Origin of the sequence: Micromonospora chersina (assembly GCF_900091475.1) — a bacterium.
Lineage (GTDB): Bacteria > Actinomycetota > Actinomycetes > Mycobacteriales > Micromonosporaceae > Micromonospora > Micromonospora chersina.
Genome location: NZ_FMIB01000002.1, coordinates 2,459,379 through 2,481,091, shown reverse-complemented (window position 1 = coordinate 2,481,091; position 21,713 = coordinate 2,459,379). Strand labels below are relative to the sequence as shown.

The 21,713-nt window shown below is 73.3% G+C and carries 17 protein-coding genes; 7 read left to right on the top strand and 10 right to left on the bottom strand.

Annotation, left to right across the window (positions count from 1 at the left end; all coding sequences use genetic code 11):
* Positions 1 to 236 precede the first annotated feature (236 nt).
* Positions 237 to 1,604 carry a cellulase family glycosylhydrolase gene (locus tag GA0070603_RS11245; RefSeq protein ID WP_091311441.1) on the top strand — a complete coding sequence of 456 codons (1,368 nt, stop codon included), beginning with the start codon at positions 237 to 239 and terminating at the stop codon, positions 1,602 to 1,604.
* A gap of 71 nt (positions 1,605 to 1,675) precedes the next feature.
* Here GA0070603_RS11245 and GA0070603_RS11240 read toward each other — a convergent pair whose 3' ends face one another.
* The 6 genes from GA0070603_RS11240 to GA0070603_RS11215 all read right to left on the bottom strand — a co-directional run bounded on the left by GA0070603_RS11240 (position 1,676) and on the right by GA0070603_RS11215 (position 8,898).
* Entirely contained in the window at positions 1,676 to 2,866 is a 1,191-nt protein-coding gene (locus GA0070603_RS11240; protein ID WP_244282493.1) for an RNA polymerase sigma factor, read from the bottom strand.
* Positions 2,867 to 2,932: 66 nt separating this feature from the next.
* On the bottom strand, positions 2,933 to 3,325 hold the full coding sequence (locus GA0070603_RS11235) for a YciI family protein (RefSeq protein WP_208863027.1): 393 nt from the start codon (positions 3,323 to 3,325) through the stop codon (positions 2,933 to 2,935).
* Between the two features lie 163 nt (positions 3,326 to 3,488).
* Positions 3,489 to 5,684, bottom strand: coding sequence for an alpha-galactosidase (locus GA0070603_RS11230; protein WP_091311432.1), 2,196 nt, complete (start codon positions 5,682 to 5,684; stop codon positions 3,489 to 3,491).
* Positions 5,681 to 6,592, bottom strand: coding sequence for a carbohydrate ABC transporter permease (locus GA0070603_RS11225; protein WP_091311428.1), 912 nt, complete (start codon positions 6,590 to 6,592; stop codon positions 5,681 to 5,683). Before GA0070603_RS11225 ends, GA0070603_RS11230 begins: the two co-directional genes overlap by 4 nt.
* Positions 6,589 to 7,545, bottom strand: coding sequence for a carbohydrate ABC transporter permease (locus tag GA0070603_RS11220; RefSeq protein ID WP_091311425.1), 957 nt, complete (start codon positions 7,543 to 7,545; stop codon positions 6,589 to 6,591). The genes GA0070603_RS11225 and GA0070603_RS11220 overlap by 4 nt, the downstream gene beginning before the upstream one ends.
* A 21-nt stretch (positions 7,546 to 7,566) precedes the next feature.
* On the bottom strand, positions 7,567 to 8,898 hold the full coding sequence (locus tag GA0070603_RS11215) for an ABC transporter substrate-binding protein (protein ID WP_091311421.1): 1,332 nt from the start codon (positions 8,896 to 8,898) through the stop codon (positions 7,567 to 7,569).
* Positions 8,899 to 9,178: 280 nt separating this feature from the next.
* Here GA0070603_RS11215 and GA0070603_RS11210 point away from each other — a divergent pair, with 280 nt between their 5' ends.
* The 3 genes from GA0070603_RS11210 to GA0070603_RS11200 all read left to right on the top strand — a co-directional run bounded on the left by GA0070603_RS11210 (position 9,179) and on the right by GA0070603_RS11200 (position 13,109).
* Positions 9,179 to 11,248, top strand: coding sequence for a beta-galactosidase (locus GA0070603_RS11210; protein ID WP_244282492.1), 2,070 nt, complete (start codon positions 9,179 to 9,181; stop codon positions 11,246 to 11,248).
* Between the two features lie 26 nt (positions 11,249 to 11,274).
* A complete protein-coding gene (locus GA0070603_RS11205; protein ID WP_091311418.1) occupies positions 11,275 to 12,051 on the top strand; it encodes a DeoR/GlpR family DNA-binding transcription regulator in 777 nt (258 codons plus the stop codon).
* 98 nt (positions 12,052 to 12,149) lie between these two features.
* Complete coding sequence (locus GA0070603_RS11200) at positions 12,150 to 13,109, top strand: sporulation protein (RefSeq protein ID WP_091311414.1); 960 nt, start codon at positions 12,150 to 12,152, stop codon at positions 13,107 to 13,109.
* 62 nt (positions 13,110 to 13,171) lie between these two features.
* Here the strand turns inward: GA0070603_RS11200 and GA0070603_RS11195 are convergent, their stop codons facing one another.
* Positions 13,172 to 13,552, bottom strand: coding sequence for a hypothetical protein (locus GA0070603_RS11195; RefSeq protein WP_091311411.1), 381 nt, complete (start codon positions 13,550 to 13,552; stop codon positions 13,172 to 13,174).
* Positions 13,553 to 13,854: 302 nt separating this feature from the next.
* Here GA0070603_RS11195 and GA0070603_RS11190 point away from each other — a divergent pair, with 302 nt between their 5' ends.
* Positions 13,855 to 14,277: a hypothetical protein gene (locus GA0070603_RS11190; protein ID WP_091311407.1), complete on the top strand. Its 423-nt coding sequence runs from the start codon at positions 13,855 to 13,857 to the stop codon at positions 14,275 to 14,277.
* A gap of 53 nt (positions 14,278 to 14,330) precedes the next feature.
* Here GA0070603_RS11190 and GA0070603_RS11185 read toward each other — a convergent pair whose 3' ends face one another.
* Together GA0070603_RS11185 and GA0070603_RS11180 are read right to left on the bottom strand one after the other, a co-directional pair.
* A complete protein-coding gene (locus tag GA0070603_RS11185) occupies positions 14,331 to 16,550 on the bottom strand; it encodes a HelD family protein (RefSeq protein WP_208863026.1) in 2,220 nt (739 codons plus the stop codon).
* Positions 16,551 to 16,833: 283 nt separating this feature from the next.
* Positions 16,834 to 17,946, bottom strand: a complete 1,113-nt coding sequence (locus GA0070603_RS11180; protein WP_091311319.1) for a LolA family protein — start codon at positions 17,944 to 17,946, stop codon at positions 16,834 to 16,836.
* A 96-nt stretch (positions 17,947 to 18,042) separates the two neighbouring features.
* Between GA0070603_RS11180 and GA0070603_RS11175 the strand changes: the two genes are divergently transcribed.
* Together GA0070603_RS11175 and GA0070603_RS11170 are read left to right on the top strand one after the other, a co-directional pair.
* Complete coding sequence (locus tag GA0070603_RS11175) at positions 18,043 to 18,699, top strand: response regulator transcription factor (RefSeq protein WP_091311316.1); 657 nt, start codon at positions 18,043 to 18,045, stop codon at positions 18,697 to 18,699.
* Positions 18,696 to 20,144 (top strand): sensor histidine kinase, encoded by a 1,449-nt coding sequence (locus GA0070603_RS11170; RefSeq protein WP_091311312.1) that lies wholly within the window; start codon positions 18,696 to 18,698, stop codon positions 20,142 to 20,144. Before GA0070603_RS11175 ends, GA0070603_RS11170 begins: the two co-directional genes overlap by 4 nt.
* Positions 20,145 to 20,148: 4 nt before the next feature.
* Here GA0070603_RS11170 and GA0070603_RS11165 read toward each other — a convergent pair whose 3' ends face one another.
* On the bottom strand, positions 20,149 to 21,711 hold the full coding sequence (locus GA0070603_RS11165; protein WP_091311309.1) for a tetratricopeptide repeat protein: 1,563 nt from the start codon (positions 21,709 to 21,711) through the stop codon (positions 20,149 to 20,151).
* Positions 21,712 to 21,713: the final 2 nt, after the last annotated feature.

The window sequence follows — 21,713 nt, the reverse complement described above, 5'->3', positions numbered from 1 at the left end:
CATCCTGTGGTGGGGATGACCGCCCCTGTGGCGGCCCGTGGCGACATGGGCCGTCACAGGACGCCGCCGCGGACGGCCTATCAGCTTAACCGGTTGCCTTCCGCGTTCCATCGCCCTACGCTGATGCCTGCGTCCGCCGGGAGTCGGGCGGCGGCTGTCGGGCTCAGCCGCCACGCGCCGTCGTCACACCACCGCACCCCCATCCGGGCACGGGGGAGACCTCCCTGAGGACAGCCATGAAGAAGATGCTCTCCGTCGCGGGCGCCGCCCTGCTGACGGTCCTCGCCGCCGTCTTCGCCTTCGGGCAGCCGGCGCACGCCGCCGCCGGCTTCTCGGTCGCGGGCGGCAAGCTCTACGACGCCAACGGCACCGAGTTCGTCATGCGCGGGGTCAACCACGCGCACACCTGGTACCCACAGCAGACCTCCTCGTTCGCCAACATCAAGGCGCTCGGCGCGAACACCGTCCGGGTGGTGCTGGCCAGCGGTGACCGCTGGACGAAGAACAGCGCCGCCGACGTCGCCAACGTCATCTCGCTCTGCAGGGCCAACCGGCTCATCTGCGTCCTGGAGGTCCACGACACCACCGGGTACGGCGAGCAGAGCGGCGCCATCACCCTGGACCGGGCGGTCGACTACTGGCTCAGCATCGCCGGCGCCCTGCAGGGCCAGGAGAAGTACGTCATCGTGAACATCGGCAACGAGCCGTACGGCAACCAGGGCTACGGCACCTGGGCCACCGACACGGCCAACGCGATCAAGCGGCTGCGCGCCGGCGGCCTGACCCACACGATCATGGTGGACGCCCCCAACTGGGGCCAGGACTGGTCCTTCACCATGCGCGACAACGCCGGCTCGGTCTTCGCCGCCGACCCGCAGAAGAACACCGTCTTCTCGATCCACATGTACGGCGTCTTCGACACCGCCGCCGAGATCACCGACTACCTGGGCCGGTTCCGCACCGCCGGACTGCCCATCGTGGTCGGCGAGTTCGGCTTCAACCACTCCGACGGCAACCCGGACGAGGACACCATCCTGGCCTACAGCCAGGCCAACGGGATCGGCTACCTCGGCTGGTCCTGGAGCGGCAACGGCGGCGGCGTCGAGTACCTCGACATGGTCACCAACTTCGACCCGAACCAGCTCACCAACTGGGGCCAGCGCATCTTCAACGGGGCCAACGGCATCAAGGCCACCGCCCGGGAGGCCTCGGTCTTCGCCGGCACCTCGCCGAGCCCGACCACGAGCCCCACCACCAGCCCGAGCCCGACCACCAGCCCGACCGGCGGGCCCACCCCGCCGCCGGCCGGCTGCACCGCCAGCTACACGATCGTCAACTCCTGGCAGGGCGGCTTCCAGGGTGAGGTCAAGGTGACCGCGGGCGCCGCCGCCATCACCGGCTGGACGACGAAGTGGACGTTCGCCAACGGCCAGACCGTCAGCCAGTCGTGGAACGCCACGGTAAGCAACAGCGGCTCGGCGTACACCGCCCGCAACGTCGACTACAACGGCCGGCTCGGCGCCGGGGCCAGCACCTCGTTCGGCTTCATCGGCAGCTGGAACGGCAGCAACGCGGTTCCCGCGGTGACCTGCACCGCGAGCTGACCGCCGACGCACCACCGGTGGCCGGGTCCGCGCGGACCCGGCCACCCCCTTTCCGCGTACGCCCCCGGCGGTCAGTCCGGGTTCGCCAGGCGGGCCGCGCGCATGAGCAGGTACTCATGCTCCGGCTGGCTGGTGGTGCGGCCGGCGGCGGCGCGGTAGTGCGCCACGGCCGCCTCCCGGTCGCCGGCCATCTCGTGCAGGTGGGCGCGGGCCGCGTCGAGGCGGTGATGGTCGGTGAGGCGGGGGTCGGCGGCCAGCGCGGCGAGGGCGGCCAGCCCGGCGGCCGGGCCGTGCACCATGGCGGTGGCCACCGCCCGGTTGAGCGACACCACGGGGCTCTCCGCCAGCCGCTCCAGCACCTCGTAGAGGGCGAGGATCTGCGGCCAGTCGGTCCGCTCCGCGGTGGGCGCCTCATCGTGCAGGGCGGCGATGGCGGCCTGGAGCTGGTAGGGCCCGACCGGCCCGCGGGCCATCGCCCGGGTGACCAGCGCCGTCCCCTCGGCGATCGCGGCGGTGTCCCACCGGGACCGGTCCTGGTCGGCCAGGGAGATCAGCTCGCCGGACGGGCCGGTGCGGGCGGCGGCCCGGGCCTCGGTGAGCAGCATCAGGGCGAGCAGCCCGGCCACCTCGCTGTCCGCAGGCAGCAGCGCGTGCATGGCCCGGGTCAGCCGGATCGCCTCCTCGGAGAGGTCGACCCGGCGCAGGTCCGCGCCGAGGCTCGCGGTGTGCCCCTCGGTGAAGATCAGGTAGAGCACGTGCAGCACCGCGGCGAGCCGGGCCTGCCGTTCCTCCTCGGCCGGCATCCGGAACGGCAGGCCGGACGACCTGATGCGCTGCTTGGCCCGGCTGATCCGCTGCGCCATGGTGGCCTCGGGGACCAGGAAGGCGCGGGCGATCTCGGCGGTGCTGAGCCCGCCGACCGCGCGCAGGGTCAGCGCGATGGCCGAGGCCGTCGAGAGCGTGGGGTGGCAGCAGAGGAACAGCAGCACCAGCGTGTCGTCCCGCTCGGCGGTCAGCGGCTCGTCGGCGGCCGGCGCGGTCCGCCGGTCGTCGCCGCCGCGCCGGGCGGCCCGGTCCTCCCGGTCCCGGCGGGCCGCCTCGGCCCGGACCAGCTCGATCATCCGGCGGTACGCGACCTGCACGAGCCAGCCGCGCGGGTGCTCCGGCAGCCCCTCGGCGGGCCACTGGGTGGCCGCCGCGAGCAGCGCCTCCTGCACGGCGTCCTCGGCGGTCGCGAAGTCGCCGAACCGGCGGGCGAGCACGCCGAGGACCTGCGGCGCCAGCTCGCGCAGCAGGTCCTCGACGGTGTGGTCCGGGACGCCCAGGGGTCACATCTCCTGGGACGGCGCCGACATGACGGGGTGCACCTCGACGGGCATGTTCAGCGGCCGTCCGCCCGGCCCGGGCGCGGTGGAGATGTGCGCGGCGATCTCCACGGCCCGCTGCGGCGTCTCGCAGTCGACGATCCACCAGCCGGCCAGGAACTCCTTGGTCTCCGCGAACGGCCCCTCGGTGACCACCGGCGCACCGTTCTCGCCGGCCCGGACGATCCGCGCCTGCTGCGGCCCGCCCAGACCCTCGGCCTGCACGAACTCCCCGTCCGCGGCCAGCTTCGCGTTGACCTCCCGCATGAAGCCGATGTGCGCCCGGATCTCCTCCGGCGTCCACGTGTCGATCGAGGGGAAGTCGGCCCCGGCGGCGCTGAACTGCATCAGCAACATGTACTTCACGGTTGGCTCCTCACGCCCGAGCACCGATTGTCGGTGCTTCCACCCTCCGGTAGAAGCTGCCACCCCGCTTCTCGACATCCGCCGGGAAGAATTTTCCCGGGTTCCGGGTGCGTCTGATGTCGCTCCGGCGACCACAGACGCACCCGAAGCACGTTCAGTCGACGGCCGCGACCTCCAGCAGCAGCGCCTGCTCGGGGTGCAGGGCGGGCAGTTGCAGCCCGACCGACCCGAGCACCGACCCGCTCAGCGTCACCCCGCCGTCCGAGGCGAGCCATCCCGGCGGGGCGAGTTCCAGCAGCGCCGGCTCGGGCACCCCGGCGGGCGGCCGGACCAGGTAGCGCCGCGCCGGGTCCAGCCCGGGCAGCCGGACCGCGCCCGGCACCTGCGCCGCCGAGGTGGCCAGCCGGGAGACCGCGTACACCGCGTGGGAGCGGTCGTGGGCGACCACGCCGTGGGCCTGCACGGCCGGGTCCGGGTGATCGACCCGGACCACCCGCCCGCCGTGCAGCAGCGGCCGGAGCCGCTTGTGCAGCGCCACCCACGCGGCGAGTTCGATCCGCTCGGTCGCGCTGATCCCGCTGATGTCCCACTCGATGCCGTGGTGACCGAAGAGCGCGGTGGCCGCCCGGAAGCCCAGGTCGTGGACCCGGTGGGTGGTGTGCGAGCGCTCCGGTCCGATGTGGGTGCCGATCAGCTCCGGCGGGAGCAGCAGGCCGGTCCAGCGCTGGATGGAGAGCCGTTCCAGGGCGTCGTTGCAGTCGCTGGCCCAGACCCGGTCGGTCCGCCGCAGGATCTCCAGGTCGACCCGGGCCCCGCCCGACGAGCAACTCTCGATCTCCAGGCCGGGATGCCGGGCGCGCAGGTCGTCGAGCAGCCGGTAGACCGCCACGGTCTGCGCGTGCACCGCCGGCCGCCCGGCGTGCCCGGCCTCGGTGAGGTCCCGATTGTGGTCCCACTTGAGGTACGCGATCCCGTCGTGCTCGCGCAGCACCGCGTCGAGCCGGTCGAGCAGGTGGGCGTACGCGTCGGGGTGGGCCAGGTCGAGCACCTGCTGGTGCCGCCACTCGGGCGGCAGCCGGCCGGGCGCCTGGAGCACCCAGTCCGGGTGGGCCCGGAACAGGTCCGAGTCCGGGTTGACCATCTCCGGCTCGACCCACAGGCCGAACTGCATGCCGTGCTTTCGGACGTGGTCGATGAGCGGTTGCAGCCCGTCCGGCCACACGTCGTCGTCGACCCACCAGTCGCCGAGGCCGGCCCGGTCGTGCCGCCGGCCACGGAACCAGCCGTCGTCGAGCACGAAGCGTTCCACGCCCACCTCGGCGGCCCGGTCGGCGAGACCCTTGAGCCGGTCCAGGTCGTGGTCGAAGTAGACCGCCTCCCACACGTTCAGCGTCACGGGGCGCGGGCCGCGCGGGTGCTCGGGGCGGGCCCGCAGGTGGGTGTGCAGCACGTCGCTGAGCCCGTCGAGCCCGTCGGCGGAGTGCACCGCGTACAGCAGGGGGGTGGCGTACTCCTCGCCCGGCCCGAGCAGGATCTCTCCGGGGGCGAGCAGCTCACCGCCGCCGAGGGTGGCTTCGCCGGTCGGCCGGCGCTCGGCCACCGTGACGTGGTCGCCGCTCCACGCCGTGTGCACGGCCCACGTCTCGCCGTGCCCGAAACCGAATCCGGGGGTGCCGGCGACCAGCAGCAGGGTGGCGTCGTGCCCGGTCCGGCCGTGCCGCCCCTCGCGGACCCAGGCGCCCATCGGCCACGGGTGCCGCTGCGGTGCGCGCTCACGGCACCAGCGCCCGGTCAGGTCGAGCAGTTCGGTGGCGACCGCCGGCACCGGCAGCACCGGCGTCAGCTCGCGTACCTCGTAGGGCCGGTCGCCGTCGTTGCGCAGCCGGTGCCGCACGGTCAGCAGCCCCGCGGCGCTCAGGGTGATCTCGACGGTCAGGGACAGCCCGGCGCCCGGGTCCGCCGCCCGCACGGTCACCCGCGCGGCCCCGGCCCCGCCGTGGTCCCGGTCCTCCTCGGATACGCGGACAGCCTCCCCGCCGCCGCCACGCGGATCGTCCACGTCGACGGTGTCGAGGCGAAAGGCGGTGGACCAGTCCCGGCCGTCCCGGTGCCCGGCCAGGCCGGGCCGGCCGCTCCAGCCGGCGCTCGCCTCGGGCAGCAGCGACAGCACGGTCGGCGCGTCGAAGCTGCTCGGCACCACGGGCGGGACCGTGGCGTCGACGAGCGCGGGCAGGTCGGCGGCGGGCAGCGGCCCGAGGTCGGCGCCCCAGTGCACGACCCGGGGCAGGCCGGGGCCGCGCGCGTCGAGCACCAGGCTGGTCCGCGCGCGGCGCAGGTGAACGATGGTCATCCCTTGCTGGCTCCCAGGGTGAGGCCCCGGACGAACTGCTTCTGCAACAGGAAGAAGATGACCAGGGTGGGGATGGCGACCAGCACCGAGCCGGCCGAGACGAGGTTGTTGTCGGTGAAGAACTCGCCGCGCAGGTTGTTCAGCGAGCTGGTCACCGGGAACTTGTCGCCGGTGCGCATGAGCACTGTGGCCCAGAAGAACTCGTTGTAGATCCAGGTCACCTCCAGCGTCGCCAGCGCGGCCAGGGCCGGCCGGCACAGCGGCATGGTGACCTGCCAGTACTGCCGCCAGACGCTCGCCCCGTCGACCATCGCGGCCTCGTACAGCTCGTGCGGCAGGGCCTTCATGTAGTTGCTCAGCACGAAGACGCAGAAGCCGGACTGGAAGGCCACGTTGACCAGGATCAGGCCCCAGTAGCTGTCGTAGAGCAGCTCCGAGTCGCTCATCCACGCCGGCAGCGGGACCTCGGTGAACATCCGGAACAGCGGGATGAGCAGGGCCTGCTGCGGCAGCAGGTTCGCCGCGGTGAAGAGGCCGAGCAGCGCGATGTTGAGCTTCCAGCTGAACCGGGCGATCACGAACGCCACGCAGGAGGCGAGGAAGAGGGTGAGCAGCACGGCCGGCACGGTGATGTACACCGAGTTGAGGAAGTGCTTGCCGAACTCGGCGGTCCGCCACGCGGTGACGTAGTTGTCGAGCGTCCAGCCGCCGAACGAGACGTAGCCGTGGGTGGCCGTGTACTCGTATGAGCGCAGTGAGGTGAGCACCGCCCAGAGGATCGGGAAGAGCCACCCGACCGCCACGGCGGCCAGGAAGACGTGCAGGACCACCCGGGCCGGCCGCAGTGGCCGGCGGCGGGTGGACGGCGCCGCGGTGTCCGGCGTACGGGTCACTGTCGCGCTGCTCATCGCCGGTCCTCCCGCATCACGGTGAACAGGTAGAGGGTGATGAAGACCAGGGAGACGACGAGCATGATGGTCGCCAGCGCCGAGCCGAAGCCGATCCGGCTCGCCTCGCCCACCACGTTCTGGGTGACAAGCGCGGAGAGCAGTTCCAGGCCGGCGCGACCCTTGTTGATGACCCAGACCAGGTCGAACGCGCGCAGCGACTCGATCACCGTCACCACCAGCACGATGATGTTGATCGGTCGCATCACCGGGAAGACCACCCGGAAGAAGGTGCTGACCTCCGAGGAGCCGTCCACGGCGGCGGCCTCGCGCAGCGACGGGTCGACGCCCTTCAGGCCGGCCAGGTAGAGCAGCATGATGTAGCCGACGTGCCGCCACCCGGCGGCGAAGAGCACCGCCCAGATGTTCACGTTCGAGTCGCCGTACCAGTCGGTCTGGGTGCCGAGCAGGGCGTTGAGCAGGCCCTGGTCGCGGCTGTAGATGAGCTGCCAGACGAAGCCGATCAGCGCCAGCGAGAGCACGACGGGCAGGTAGAGCGCGGTCTGGTAGAACCGGCTGCCGCGCAGCTCCTTGTCGAGCAGCACGGCGAGGAACATCCCGAACGGGGTCGCCACCACGAAGAGGGCGGCCAGCCAGAGCAGGTTGTTCTGCACCGCCGGCACGAACGGCGGGTAGATGTTCACCACGTCGTCGTAGTTCTTCAGACCGACCCAGTCGATCTCGCCCAGCGGGCCGATGCCGTCCCAGTTGGTGCCGGAGAGCAGCACGGTCGCCGCCGCCGGCAGCCAGACCAGGCCGACGACGAGCAGCAGGGGTACCAGCACCATCAGCGTGATCACCACGCGGTCGGTGCGGGACAGGAGCCGTAGCCGGCGGCCGCGACCACGCGTGGTGGTGGTCGCGGCCGGCGGCGGCACGGCGCGATCCGCTTGGATCAGGGGCAGGTCGGACATGGTGTCCTCCCCCTTCCGCCGTCAGCTGGTGAAGATCGACTTCTTCTGGTTCTCGATGCTGGTGAGCAGCCCGCTGATGTCCTTCGGGTTCTTGATGAACTGCTGGATCGCCGGGATCATCACCGTCGAGGCGAAGTCCGGGCGGGTGTCCCGGTCGAGGAACTGGGCGATCTCGGTGGCCGAGCCGACCAGCTCCGCGGCCTTCTTCTGGAGCGCGGTGTAGCCGCTGGTGTCGCCGCCGGTGTTGGCGACCAGGGTGCTGGGGTCGTTCTTGACGGTGATGTTCGCGGCGTCCTTGGAGCCCAGGTACTCCACCAGCTTCTTGGCGGCGCCCTCGGACTTCGGCTTGCGGGCCATCATGTAGCCGTCGATCGGCGCGTCCAGGGCCTTCGCGCCGATGGTCGAGTCGACCTCGGGGAAGGTGAAGAAGTCGAGGTCGTCCTGCTCGTCGTTGTTGAACTGCTGGGCGACGAAGAGGCCGAGCAGGTACATGCCGCTCTTCTTCTGCTGGAGCGACTGGGCGGCCTCCTGCCAGGTGCGGCCCAGCGAGTCCGGCTGGTGCAGCGGCAGCAGCCCGGCCCAGGTGTCGAAGACCTTCTTGACCTTGTCGGAGGTCCACGCCTCCTTGCCGGCCATGAGGTCGACGTGGAACTGGTAGCCGTTGATCCGGAGGTTGAGGATGTCGAAGGTGCCCATCGCCGGCCAGCCGTCCTTGTCGGCGAAGGCGATCGGGTTCAGGCCGTCCTTCTTCATCTGCGCGCCGAGGGTGTTCAGGTCGTCCAGGGTCTTCGGCACCTGGTAGCCGCGCTGCTGCCACACCGACTTGCGGTAGAAGACCGCCCACGGGTAGTACGAGGCCGGCACGAAGTACTGCTTGCCGTCGTCGCCGGTGGACGCCTTCTTGAACGCGTCGGAGTAGCCGGAGAGCTTGCCCCACACGTCGCTGAGGTCGCCCGCCAGGCCCTTGGCCGCGAAGAACCGCATCCGGTAGCCGGCGAACCAGGTGAACACGTCGTCCGGCTTGCCCTGGAGGTAGTTGTTGATGTTCTCCTGGAACGTGTTGTGGTCGACCGTGTTGATGTTGACGGTGACGCCGGACGAGGTCTTGTAGCCGTCCATCACCTTGGCGATGACGTCCTTCGGCTTCGGGTCCGACTGGTTCGACCCGAGGGACACGGTCTTGGCGTCCGCGCCGCCGGAGTCGGAGTCGGATCCGCAGCCGGCGAGCAGTCCCGTGCCGAGCAGCGCGCCGGCGCCGGCCGCGCCGGCCAGCAGCGAGCGGCGGTTCAGGCCGGCGACGGAAGGGGGTACGAGTCGGGCGAGGTACTCGGCTTGCGAGCGGGGACGGGACATTGTGCCTCCTGCGTGGAAGAGGTGCGCTGCGCCCAAGGGCCGTTGACGAGTGGCGGGGATCGGTGTTCATGTCGACCGACGTAGATCCACCGTGAATCCACATGTCCGAACACAAACAGCCGGTGGCGGTTGAAGCTACCCCTTGGTTCGGCGCTGTCAAGAGGGCGGAAGGACAGCGATAACCCAGTTGTGACACGGGGATGCGGCGGTAAACGTTGGAATTCCCGTCGATGTTGGAAAGTGTTGACTTGGGTGCCGTTCGGGGGCACTCTCTGCTGTCATGCGGAACTGGCACGGCGAGCGCATCTGGTACGGCGCCGACTACAACCCGGAGCAGTGGCCCGAGGAGACCTGGGCCGAGGACGTCGAGCTGATGCGCCGGGCCGGGGTCAACCTGGTGTCGGTCGGGATCTTCTCCTGGGCCCTGCTGGAACCCGCTCCCGGCCGCTTCGAGTTCGACTGGCTGGACCGGTCGCTCGACCTGCTGCACGACGGCGGGATCAGCGTCGACCTTGCCACCGCCACCGCCAGCCCGCCGCCCTGGCTGGCCCACCGGCACCCGGAGACGCTGCCCCGCCGCGCCGACGGCACCGTCCTCTGGCCCGGCGGGCGGCAGGCGTACTGCCCCAGCTCGCCGGTCTTCCGCGAGCGCTCGCTCGCCCTGGTCGAGGCCGTCGCCGGCCGGTACGCCGACCACCCGGCCGTCGTCATGTGGCACGTCTCCAACGAGCTGGGCTGCCACAACGTGCACTGCTACTGCGACGTCAGCGCCGACGCGTTCCGGCGCTGGCTGCGCGAGCGCTACGGCGACCTGGACGCGCTCAACGCGGCCTGGGGGACCGCGTTCTGGAGCCAGCGCTACCACGACTGGGCCGAGGTCAACCCGCCGCGGACCGCGCCGACCTTCGCCAACCCCACCCAGCAGCTCGACTTCCTGCGCTTCTCCTCGGACGAGCAGCGCGCCCAACTGCGCGCCGAACGCGACCTGCTGACCCGGCTCACCACGCAGCCGGTCACCACGAACTTCATGATCGGCACCGGCATCAAGTACCTCGACTACCACTCGTGGGCCGCCGATGTGGACGTGGTCGCCAACGACCACTACCTGACGGCCGCCGATCCGCAGCCGCAGGTCAACCTGGCGCTGGCCGCCGACCACACCCGGGGCGTCGCCGGCGGCGGGCCCTGGCTGCTCATGGAGCACTCGACGAGCGCCGTGAACTGGCAGCCGCGCAACGTCGCCAAGACCCCCGGGCAGCTGCGCCGCAACAGCCTCGCCCATGTGGCGCGCGGCGCCGACGGGGTGCTGTTCTTCCAGTGGCGGGCCTCCCGAGCCGGCGCGGAGAAGTTCCACTCCGCGCTGGTCCCGCACGCCGGCCCGGAGACCAAGGTGTTCCGCGAGGTCTGCCGGCTGGGCGCCGACCTGGCGGCCCTGGCCGAGGTACGCGGCAGCCGGGTCGACGCCGACGTGGCGATCCTCTTCGACTACGAGGCGTGGTGGGGCGCCGAACTCGACTCCCACCCCAGTGTCGACGTCACCTACGCCGACCGGCTCACCGCGCTGCACGGCGCGCTCTGGCGGGCCGGGGTCACCGCCGACGTGGTGCACCCGTCGGCCGACCTGTCCCACTACCGCCTGGTCCTGGCGCCCACCCTCTACCTGGTCCGCGACGCCGACGCCGACGCGCTGCGCCGGTACGTCGAGGCGGGCGGGACGGCGCTTGTCACGTACTTCAGCGGCATCGTCGACGAGCACGACCACATCCGGCTCGGCGGCTACCCGGGTGCCTTCCGCGACCTGCTGGGCGTACGCACCGAGGAGTTCTTCCCGCTCCGGGCGGGCGAGTCGGTCCGCCTCGACGACGGCACGACCGCCGACGTGTGGACCGAGTGGCTGCACACCGAGGGCGCCGAGATCCTCGCGTCGTACGCCGACGGGCCGCTGCCCGGGGTGCCGGCGCTGACCCGGCACGCGGTCGGCGCGGGCGCGGCCTGGTACCTCGGCACCCGGCTCGACCAGCCGGCGACCGACCGGCTGGTCGCCCGGCTGCTCGCCGAGGCCGGCGCCCGGCCCGCGGCCACCGCGCCGGAGGGGGTGGAGGTGGTCCGCCGCCGGTCCGCCGACCGGAGCTGGCTGTTCGTCATCAACCACACCGGCGCCGAGGCCCGGCTGGCGGTCACGGGCGCCGAACTGCTCGCCGGCGGCTGGTGCGACGGCGAGTTGGTCGTCCCGGCGGGGGAGGTGGCCGTCGTCCGCGAGACGTCCGGCGGCGCCGGCGACCGGGCCCTGCCGTCCGGGCCGCCGGACGCCGGTGCGCCCGCGGTGCACCGGACGACCGACGCGGTCTGACTCTCGTGCCGCCCGAAGGGAGTTCGATGCTCGCTCAGCAACGGCAGAGCGCCATCCTGGAGTTGATCCGCCAGCGCGGCGGCGTCCGGGTCAGCCACCTGGTCAGCCGCTTCGGGGTGTCGGACATGACGATCCGGCGGGATCTGGAGGTGCTCGCCGAGCGGGGCCTCGTCGACAAGGTCCACGGGGGAGCGACGCTGGCCGGCCCCGGCTCGGCCGAGGAGCCGGGCTTCGCGGCCAAGTCGATCCGGCAGCAGGCCGAGAAGCGGGCCATCGTCGAGCGGGCCGCCGGCCTGGTCGAGCCCGGCATGGCCATCGCGCTCTCCGCCGGCACCACCACCGCCGCGCTGGCCGCCCGGCTGGCCGACGTCCGGGGGCTGACCGTTGTCACCAACTCGATCCCGGTCGCCGACGCCCTCTACCAGAACCCGCGCGCCGACCAGACGGTCGTGCTGACCGGCGGCATCCGTACCCCCTCGGACGCGCTGACCGGGCCGGTGGCCGAGGCGGCCATCGCCGCGCTCAACGTCGACCTGCTCTTCCTGGGCGTGCACGGGATGAGCCCGCGCACCGGGTTCACCACCCCGAACCTGCTGGAGGCGGCGGTCAACCGGCGGCTCATCGGCGCGGCCCGGCGACTCGTCGTGCTCGCCGACCACACCAAGTGGGAGACCATCGGCATCGCCACCATCGCCCCGCTGGAGGAGGCCGACCTGCTCATCACCGACGCGGGGCTGCCGCCCGACGGGCGCCGGCAGATCGGCGAGCAGGTGGGTGAGCTGATCGTGGTCGACGTCTACTGACCGGCCTCCGCTTTCAGGCACTTCACAGCCGCCCAGGTTAGGGTGCCCTTGCGGCCCGCTCCACGGTGGAGCGCGCCGACGGTGGGAGCGGAGTGGCGATGGTCTTCAAGAAGATGCTGAGCGCGTTCGGCGTGGGCGGCCCGAGCGTCGACACGGTGCTGACCAACCCGAACACCCGGCCGGGCCTGACCCTGGACGGTCACGTCAACCTGGTCGGCGGCGACGCGCCGGCGAGCATCGAGCAGATCACCGTCGGCCTGGTCACCCGGGTCGAGATCGAGGGCGGCGACACCGAGTACGCCGGCATCATGGAGTTCCACCGGATGGCGGTGAGCGGTCCGCTCCAGCTCGCCCCGAAGCAGCAGCTGTCCATCCCGTTCCAGCTCCCCGTCCCGTGGGAGACCCCGGTCACCGACGTGTACGGCCAGCGGCTGCACGGCATGACCATGGGCCTGCGGACCGAGCTGGCGGTGGCCCGGGCGGTGGACAAGTCCGACCTGGACCAGGTCGCGGTGCACCCGCTGCCGATCCACGAGCGGATCCTCGACGCGTTCCAGGCGCTCGGCTTCCGCTTCAAGCACGCCGACCTGGAGCGCGGCCACATCCGGGGCGTGCAGCAGACGCTGCCCTTCTACCAGGAGATCGAGTTCTTCGCGGCGCCGCAGTACGCCGGGACGATCAACGAGGTCGAGCTGACCTTCGTCACCAGCCAGCAGGGTGTCGAGGTGATCCTCGAGTGCGACAAGCGCGGCGGCTTCCTCAGCGCCGGGCACGACGTCTTCGGCCGGTACGCCGTCCCGCACAGCGACGCCGGCCGGACCGACTGGGTCCAGGTGGTCGACGGCTGGCTGCGGGAGACCACCTCGCGGTACGGCAACCTGCGCGCGCACGGCTTCGGCGCCCCGCACGGGCACCACGGCCACCGCGGCTCCGGCATGGCCGGCATGCTGGGCGGCGCCGCGCTCGGCGTGGCGGGCGGCCTGGTCGCCGGTGAGCTCATCGAGGACGCCTTCGAGGGCGACTTCGGCGGCGACTTCGGGGACTTCGGCGGGGAGTGACGGCACACGACGATGCCCCCGGGTGATCCCCGGGGGCATCGTCGTCTCAGGTGTGGCTCCGGTCAGTGCCGGGCCTTGCGCTCCTCACCGCTGCGGAAGTTGCTTCCGGCCTTGGCCAGACCGCGGCTACCCAGGTAACCGATGGTCAGCAGCGTGATGAAGAACCAGGCCTGCGGGGCACGGAAGATGTCCACCCCGACCGAGTTCTTCCCGACCAGGAAGGACGCCACCAGCACCGCCGCGACGGACGCGACGTAGACCCAGAACTCGGTCGTCGCGAACGACGGCTTGGTCTCGGTGCCAGGCGCTGCGATGGCCTGCTCCCGGTGCCCGTCGTGCATCATCGGCATCGGGCGGGTCGGCGTCTCCTGCATCGCGGCCCGGTTGGACATGTCCTGCGCCGGCCGGTTCATCGGCCTGGTGGATGCAGCCTGCGTGCTCATCTGTCCTCCTCAGGATTGATGAGTCGTTCTCTGCACACCTCCCGCCCCGCTGCCGCAGGTCGGCCACGGCGCGGTTCGCGCTCTGTGGCGGGGGCACCCTCCGTCTACCCGGGCCCCCGGCGAGGTAACACCGGTCTCCGGCCGAATAGAAGCACCACGCCGGGCGGCGCCCGGCACCCGCGTGTCGGGCACGGCCTCAGCGGTGAACCCGACATCGGGGGGCGGAACGGGCGCCGACCGGTTTCAGCCGGCGGTGGCCGGGCACGCAACGAGGATCCCGAGAGATCTGCGAGGTGGTTGACGTGCGTGAGGACGACATGCGGCAGGACGCCGCCCGGCGGGCCGAGGAGCGGGTCGCCGGCGGTGTCTACGGCGAGGGCGCGCTCGACGAGGTCACCGTGCCGCAGACCGACGTGCTGCGGGTGATCCAGGAGGAGGATCCGGACGATCCGGCGCACGCCCCGGTCGACCCGAACGTGTTGCGCGACGGCGGGCCCACCCGGGGCCAGGGCGCGGTGACCACTACCGGCGGCACCGCCGGCCCGGCGAGCGCCCGCCGGATCGCCCGGCAGCCGGAGCAGCACCCGGGCAAGGTGGCCCCGACCACCACGGGCGACGCCACCACCGGCGGCCTGAGCACCCCGGCCGGCGGCTCGACAAGCGACGCCTCGTCCAGCGGTAGCCAGGTCGGAAACTTCACCAACGACCAGGCGAATCCGGGCTGATCCGGACACCGACGACGAAGGGGGCGGCCACGGCCGCCCCCTTCCGTCTGCGGTCAGGGGGTGCGGAGGACGCCCAGGCGCTGGGTGGCGCGGGTGAGGGCGACGTAGAGGTCGCTGTGGCCGCGCGGGGACTCGGCGACGATCCGGTCCGGATCCACCACCAGCACCGAGTCGAACTCCAGGCCCTTGGCCTGCTCGGTGGTGAGCACCACCACCCGGTTCGCCAGCTCCGGCTGCTCGCCGACGGCCGCCTCGGGCAGCGCGGCGACGACCGCCGCGCTGAGCTCGGTCACCCGGCCGGCCGGCACGATCACGCCGAGCCGGCCGTCGGCCAGCCCGGCCGCCTCCCGAGCGGCCGCCTCCACCAGCTCGGCGACGAGCCGGTCCGCCGCGACGGACCGGTCCCACGGCGGCACGCCGCTGGCGCGTACGGAGCGGGGTGGGCGCAGCGCCGGGTCGATCTCGGCGAGCACCTCGGCGGCGACCGCCATGATCTCGGCCGGGGTGCGGTAGCTGACGGTCAACTCCTCCAGCCGCCACCGGTCCGCCACGTACGGCGCCAGGGCCTCCTGCCAGGACGGCGTGCCGGCGAGCGCGCCGGTCTGCGCCACGTCCCCCACGATGGTCATCGACCGGCTCGGGCAGCGGCGCATCAGCAGCCGCCAGGCCATCGGCGACAGCTCCTGCGCCTCGTCGACGATCACGTGCCCGAAGGCCCAGGTGCGGTCTGCGGCGGCGCGCTGCGCCGTGGTGAGCCGATCGGCCTCCTCCTGCCGCTCGGAGAGCCGGTCGGCGTCGATGAGGTCGGTGACGCCCAGGATCTCGCCGCCGTCCGCCTCGTCCTCCACGTCGATCGAACGGGAACCGCGCCAGATCTCCAGCACGCCCTCGGCGTACTCCCGTTCCAGCGCGCGGATCCGCTCCCGGCGGGCCGCGGCGGCGCGCTCGTCCTCGCCGAGCAGCTCGGCCGCCTCGTCGAGCAGCGGCACGTCGGCCGGCGTCCAGCCGCCCGGCTCCCGGTGCAGCGCCGCCCGCTCGGCGTCGGTGAGCATCGGCGCGGCGGCGGCGATCCGCTCCGGCGAGGCGTACAGGTCGGCGAGCAGCCGCTGCGGGGTGAGCACGGGCCACAGCTCGTCCAGGGCGGACCGGATCTCCGGCTCGTCACGCAGCTCCCGGCGGATCTCGGCCCGGTCGGCCTCGGAGAGCAGGTTCTCCCCGCCGAGCGGGTCGGCGCCGATCCGCTCGGCCACCTGCTCGGCGAGCGCGTGCACGATCTCGATGTCGAACATCGCCCGGGCCAGGTTGTGCGGGCGCTCGGTGCGCCGGACCCGGTCCCGCGCCTGGCGCACCGTCTCGGGGTCGAGCGTGAGGATCTCCCGCTGCGGCAGCTCGATCTCCAGCGGCTCCTCCGGCACCCACTGCCGGTCCCGGACGGCGTTCGCCAGCACCTCGGCCAGCACCAGGCGCCCCTTCAGCGCCGCGGTGGCCGCCGGCTCGGTGCGCACGGCGTGCACGCCGGGGAAAAGGTCGGCCTGGGTGCGCAGCAGCACGCCGGTCTCGGCCAGCGCCGGCAGCACCTGGGAGATGTAGCGCAGGAACGTGGCGTTCGGGCCGACCAGCAGCACGCCCCGGGTGGAGAGCTGCTGCCGGTGCGTGTAGAGCAGGTACGCGGCGCGGTGCAGCGCCACGGCGGTCTTGCCGGTGCCGGGGCCGCCCTGCACCACCATGACGCCCGGCAGGTCGGCCCGGATGATCCGGTCCTGCTCGGCCTGGATGGTTTCGACGATGTCGCGCATCCGCCCGGTACGCCCGGCGTTCAGCGCGGCGAGCAGCGACGCCTCGCCGGTCACCTCCTCGTGGGCGGTGGGGGACGCGGCGGCGATGTCCAGCACCTCGTCGTTGAGCCCGGTGACCTTCCGCTCCCGGGTACGCAGGTGCCGGCGCCGGCGTACGCCCTGCGGGTTCGCGGCGGTGGCCAGGTAGAAGGCGCGGGCGGCCGGGGCACGCCAGTCGATCAGCAGCGGGTCGTAGTCGCCGGAGGTGTCGAAGATGCCGATTCGGCCGACATAGCGGCACGAGTCGTCGTCGCCGTCGAGGCGGCCGAAGCAGAGGCCCGTCTCCACGGCGGAGTACTGCTCGACCTGGTCGGCGTACATCTGCACGGCCGAGTCGCGCTGCGACCGGGCCTGCTGCGTGCCGCCGGTCGTGCGCAGCTCCTCGGTGAGCCGCCGGGCCGCCTGGTCCCGCATGCCGTCCAGCCGGTCGTAGAGCATCGAGACGTACTTCTGCTCGTGACCGATCTCGTCGTCCTGGTGCAGCTCACGCGACACGTCGGAGTGCGTTGACAAGCCGGCTCCTCATGGCTAAAATTGCGGCAGGAATGGCTCAACGAGCCATTCCTTTTTGTGTTTGAACTGAGAAAGATACCGCGTGGCCACCCGCCGGACCAAGCCTCGCCGGCCGCCCGCGACGACGTCACACCGCAGGCTCGCACACGACAGCGGGCCCGGTCGGCGTCACGCCGACCGGGCCCCGACGGGTCCGTTCTCGCGGATCTCAGCCCTTCGCCGCCTGGTACAGCCGCTCCGGGGTGACCAGCCCGGCCAGCACCCGGCCGTCGTCGGTGAGCAGCACGCTGAACAGCTTGCCGCTGAGCAGCCGCCCGCTGCCCCAGTCACCGCTCACCCGCTGGAGCCCGCCGAGCACCTTCGACAGCGCCTCCGCGTCCGGGCCGGCCGCCTCGCCCGGCTTCGCGCCCGCCGCGCCGCCGGCCACGTCGATCTTCGCGACCAGCACCGTGGTCCAGCCGGTCCCGACGGTACGCACGTCCGGCCGCTCCTCGCCCCGGCCCGCGGGACGCCTGCCGGCCGGCCCGTGCCGGTCGTCCGCCGACTCCTCGGTGACCTTCACACCCGGCGGCGGGTTGAACCGGAACTGGTCGGCGTCCGGCGTGCGGAAGTCCACCTGGGTGAACGCCACCTCGAACGCCGGCTCGTCCGCCCCGTCGGCCAGCACCTCGAAGCGCAGCGGCACGTGCTCCTTCGCGTCCAGCGCGATCCGCACCTGGTGCACCAGCGAGTCCCGGTCGCGCGGCGTCAGCACCAGCTCGTACACGCTGCGGCCCGCGACGGTGGCGGAGCGCCCGACGGTGACGGCCGTGCTCGGGTCGATCGCGGCCAGCGCCCGGTCGGCGGCGTCGGCCGGGGTGGCCGGCGCGGTGTCGAGGTCCTTCCCCTCCGCCGGCAGCGTCCGGTGCGAGGCGGCGTTGTCCCGGCTGCTCCAGGTCCAGACGTCGCGCCCGTTGCGCAGCACGTCCCGTTCGCCGAGCGTGTCGACGAGGGCGACCCGCTGGCGGTCCGGGCCGGCGTACCAGACTCGCAGGGTGTGCGTGCCGCTGACCAGGCTGGCCAGCTCGTTCCCGCCGGCCTTCCCGGCCAGCTCGGCGATCGGCGGCAGCCCGAGGTCGGCCCGCTGCACCACGGTGCCGGAGAGCCCGTCGAGGCGGGACGTGCGCAGGTCCTCCAGGAGCTGGGCGGCGGTACGCGGCGGCAGCGCCGGGTCGGCCCCGGCGGCGAACGTGCCGACGGCGGCGCCGCCCCCGATCACGGCGACCCCCGCGGTCACCGGGACCAGCCAGCGCAGTACGGCGCGGTTCTTCAGTACGGACATGGTGTGCACCTCCTGACGGTAGATGGTGCACGGGGGACGCTGTGAGAGCGCTGAGGAGATTACCTAGGGGGTGTCACCCGATGGCACCCTTGACCCGTGCGGTTGCTGGTGGTGGAGGACGAGACGCGGCTGGCCGCGTCGCTGCGGCGGGGCCTCCAGGCGGAGGGTTTCGTGGTGGACGTCGAGTCCACCGGTCCGGGTGGGCTGGACGCCGCCCGGCACGGCGACTACGACGCCATGATCCTCGACGTGATGCTGCCCGGCCTCTCCGGCTACGAGGTGGTCCGCCGGCTGCGCGCCGAGGAACGCTGGCTGCCGGTGCTCATGCTCTCGGCCAAGGACGGCGAGTACGACCAGGCCGACGGGCTGGACTGCGGCGCCGACGACTACCTCACCAAGCCCTTCTCGTACGTGGTGCTGCTGGCCCGGCTGCGGGCGCTGCTGCGCCGGGGCGCGCCGGAGCGCCCGGCCGTGCTCGCGGTCGGCGACCTGCGCCTGGATCCGGCCCGGCGGCGGGTGACCCGGGCCGACGCCGAGGTGGCCCTGACCACCCGCGAGTACGCCCTGCTCGACTACCTGATGCGCCGCCCCGGGGAGGTGGTCTCCAAGACCGAGCTGCTGGACCACGTCTGGGACGCGTCGGTCGAGACCGCCCCGAACGCGGTCGAGGTCTACGTCGGCTACCTGCGCCGCAAGATCGGCCGGGACCGGCTGGAGACGGTCCGCGGCGCCGGCTACCGGCTCGCCACATGAGGCATCGGATCAGGGCCCTCCTGCCGGACCTCGGGCTGCGGTCCCGGCTGCTCGTGCTCGGGGTGGCCGGCCTGGTCGTCGGGTTCGCGCTCGGCGGGGCGCTGCTGCTCGGCGCGCTCGGCTGGACGTTGCAGCGCTCGGTCGACGCCGAGGCGTTCCGGACCGCGGACGCGGTCGCGCTGCTCGCCGCGGAGGACGCCCTGCCCGATCCGCTGCCGGTGGCCGGCGGGCAGCTGCGCGTCCAGGTCGTCGACGGCGAGGGCCGGATCCGGGCCGCCTCCATCGACGCCGACCGGCTGGTGCCGATGCTCGGCCGGGACCGGCTGCGCGCGGGGGAACGCCAACGGCTGGTGGTGGACGGGCGGCGGGTCGGCCTCACCGGGCCGGTGCGAGTGGTGACCGTGCCGGCCGGCACGGCCGACGAGCCGCGGACCGTGCTCGTGGCCAAGTCGATGACCGACGTCCGGCACAGCCTGCACGTGGTCCGGAACCTGCTGCTGGTCGGCTTCCCGTTGCTGGTGGCCGGGCTGGCCGTGGTGGCCTGGCGGGTGGTGGGGGCGACCCTGCGCCCCGTCGAGGCGCTGCGCAGCGGGGCCGCCGAGATCACCGGCCGGGCCGGGGCCGAGCGGCTGCCCGTGCCGGCGGGACGGGACGAGATCCACCGGCTGGCGGTCACCCTCAACGACATGCTGGACCGGCTGGCCGCGTCCCGGGACCGGCAGCGGGCGTTCGTCGCCGACGCGGCGCACGAGCTGCGCAGCCCGGTCACCAACATGCGCACCGAGCTGGAGGTGGCCCGGCGGCTGGGCGACCCGGACTGGCCGGCGGTGGCGGAGAACCTGCTCGCCGACACCGAGCGGCTCAGCCGGCTGGTCGACGACCTGCTGCTGCTGGCCCGCCTCGACGAGCAGGCGGCCCGGCCGGACCGCTCCGCGCCGCACGCCGTCGGCCCGGTGGAGCTGGGTGAGCTGCTGCGCGGGGTCGCCGGGCGCTACCCGTCCCCGCCGCTGCGCCTGGAGCCGCCACCCGGCCCGCTCTGGACCGAGGGTGACCCGGGGGAGCTGCGCCGGGTGCTGGTCAACCTCGTGGAGAACGCGCTGCGGCACGCGCACGGCGAGGTGCGGCTCGCGGTCACCGGCCCGCACCCCGGGCCGCCCGTGCCACGGCAGCGCGGCGGGTCCGCGTACCACCTGGTCACGGTGACCGACGACGGGCCGGGCATCCCGGCGGCGGACCGGGAGCGGGTCTTCGCCCGCTTCACCCGGCTGGACGACGCGCGGGGGCGCGACGCGGGCGGCGCGGGCCTGGGCCTGGCCATCGTGCGCGAGCTGGTCCGCCGGGCCGGTGGTGCCGTCGAGCTGGCCGACGCCGCGCCGGAGGCGGCGGCGCCGGGGTTGCGGGTGACGGTACGGCTGCCCGCGCTGGCCGACCCGGAGGCGGACTGACGGGTCAGCGGCGCCGCTTCGTGCAGACCGGGGTGGTCCGGGCGACCGTGTCGGTGGACCAGACCACGGCGACCGTGAAGCAGTAGTCGGTGGTGCGGTCGAGGCCGTAGGCGATGTAGTCGACCGAGCCGGCGGGCAGGGTCAGGAAGGTGCGCTGCGGCTGCCCGGAGCGGCCCCCGGCGACCACCACCGGTCCCTCCGCGCCGGCCGGGTACGTCCAGCTCAGCACGATGCTGTCCCGCCGGTCGGTCAGGGTGAGCCGCCCGGGTGGGGTGCCGGGGGAGGCGGCCGGGGCGGCGCTCGGGGTGCCCGTGGTGGGGCCGGCCGAGGAGGCGCGGGCGGTCGGCGCGGGCGCCGGGGTGTCCCGCCGGTCGTCCACCCGGGACACCCCAGCGATCACCGCGATGGTGCCGAGCAGCAGCGCCACCACCACCCCGGCCACCACGAGCGGCAGCCAGGGCGTGGTCCGGCCCTCGGTGGCGGGCGGCCGGGGCACGTGCACGGGCAGGTACCGCGACGGGGTGCCGGGTTCGGCGGCCGGGGGCACCCGGCGTACGCCGTCGGGCTCGGCCTCGGTCAGCCCGACAACTGTCGGCGGGAGCGCGCTCTCGCCCGGCCGCCAGGGCTCCTCGGCCGGCTCGTCCGGCGGCCACGGGTAGTCCGCGAACGCCTCGTCGTCCGCCTCGGGCGGGGTGCGGGGCGTCGGCACGTGGGCGGCCTCGGCCCGGTCCGGCGGGCGGTAGAGCGGCGTCTCGACCGGGTCGTCGAGCGTCGGTGGCTGGTAGGGCGGCAGGTCGGGCGGCCCCTCGGCGGGCGGGGGGACGCGCGCCGCCGGCACCACAGGCGTCTCCCGGGCGGGCGGTTCCGGCGTGTCGCAGACGTGGTCCGGGTCGGCGGCGGCCCGGGCCAGCCCGGCGACCTGGGTGGCGAGCGGGTCGTCGGCGGCCAGGTGCTGCCGGCACAGCTCCTCGGCGAGCGCCAGGTGCTCGTGGGACTCGGCGTAGCGGCCGCAGTCGCGTTCCATCGCGCCGAGCTTGGCCAGCATCTTGATGCCGCTGGGGTGGCCGTCGCCGTAGACCTCGCGGTGCAGCTCCCAGGCGTCCTGCAACCGGTCGCGGGCCACGTCGCACTGGCCGCGGGCGTATTCCACGGTGGCCAGGTCGGCGTGCGCGGCCAGCACCCGCTGGGATTCCGGCCCGTCCCGGGCGGTCAGCTCGATGATGACGTCGGAGTAGAGCCGGGCGGCGCGGGCGTCGCTGCCGACCCGGTGCAGCACGGCGGCCAGGGTGGCGGCGGCGGTGACGGTCCGCTCGTCGGAGCGCCCGAACAGCCGGGAGGTCGCCGCGTACGCGAACGCGGCCCAGCCGCGGGCGGAGTGCGGCTCGCCGAGCGCGACGAGCACCCGGGCCTGGAGGCCGGCGGCCTCGGCCAGCTCGGCGGAGGCGTTGGCGGGACGGGGGTCGGCGTCGCTCAGCGCGTCGGCGAGCAGTCGCTGGGCACCGGCGAGGTCGCCTTCGGACACCAGGTGGTGCGCCTGGACAGTCAGGTCAGCGAAGCCGGAGGACACGC

Bases quoted from the DNA above. Each gene is read 5' to 3' on its own strand.
- GA0070603_RS11210 (WP_244282492.1), top strand. From the start codon at position 9,179: ATGCGGAACTGGCACGGCGAGCGCATCTGGTACGGCGCCGACTACAAC.
- GA0070603_RS11215 (WP_091311421.1), bottom strand. From the start codon at position 8,898: ATGTCCCGTCCCCGCTCGCAAGCCGAGTACCTCGCCCGACTCGTACCC.
- GA0070603_RS11185 (WP_208863026.1), bottom strand. From the start codon at position 16,550: ATGCTCTACGACCGGCTGGACGGCATGCGGGACCAGGCGGCCCGGCGG.
- GA0070603_RS11225 (WP_091311428.1), bottom strand. From the start codon at position 6,592: ATGAGCAGCGCGACAGTGACCCGTACGCCGGACACCGCGGCGCCGTCC.
- GA0070603_RS11200 (WP_091311414.1), top strand. From the start codon at position 12,150: ATGGTCTTCAAGAAGATGCTGAGCGCGTTCGGCGTGGGCGGCCCGAGC.
- GA0070603_RS11220 (WP_091311425.1), bottom strand. From the start codon at position 7,545: ATGTCCGACCTGCCCCTGATCCAAGCGGATCGCGCCGTGCCGCCGCCG.
- GA0070603_RS11170 (WP_091311312.1), top strand. From the start codon at position 18,696: ATGAGGCATCGGATCAGGGCCCTCCTGCCGGACCTCGGGCTGCGGTCC.
- GA0070603_RS11245 (WP_091311441.1), top strand. From the start codon at position 237: ATGAAGAAGATGCTCTCCGTCGCGGGCGCCGCCCTGCTGACGGTCCTC.
- GA0070603_RS11180 (WP_091311319.1), bottom strand. From the start codon at position 17,946: ATGTCCGTACTGAAGAACCGCGCCGTACTGCGCTGGCTGGTCCCGGTG.
- GA0070603_RS11205 (WP_091311418.1), top strand. From the start codon at position 11,275: ATGCTCGCTCAGCAACGGCAGAGCGCCATCCTGGAGTTGATCCGCCAG.
- GA0070603_RS11230 (WP_091311432.1), bottom strand. From the start codon at position 5,684: ATGACCATCGTTCACCTGCGCCGCGCGCGGACCAGCCTGGTGCTCGAC.
- GA0070603_RS11195 (WP_091311411.1), bottom strand. From the start codon at position 13,552: ATGAGCACGCAGGCTGCATCCACCAGGCCGATGAACCGGCCGGCGCAG.
- GA0070603_RS11235 (WP_208863027.1), bottom strand. From the start codon at position 3,325: ATGTTGCTGATGCAGTTCAGCGCCGCCGGGGCCGACTTCCCCTCGATC.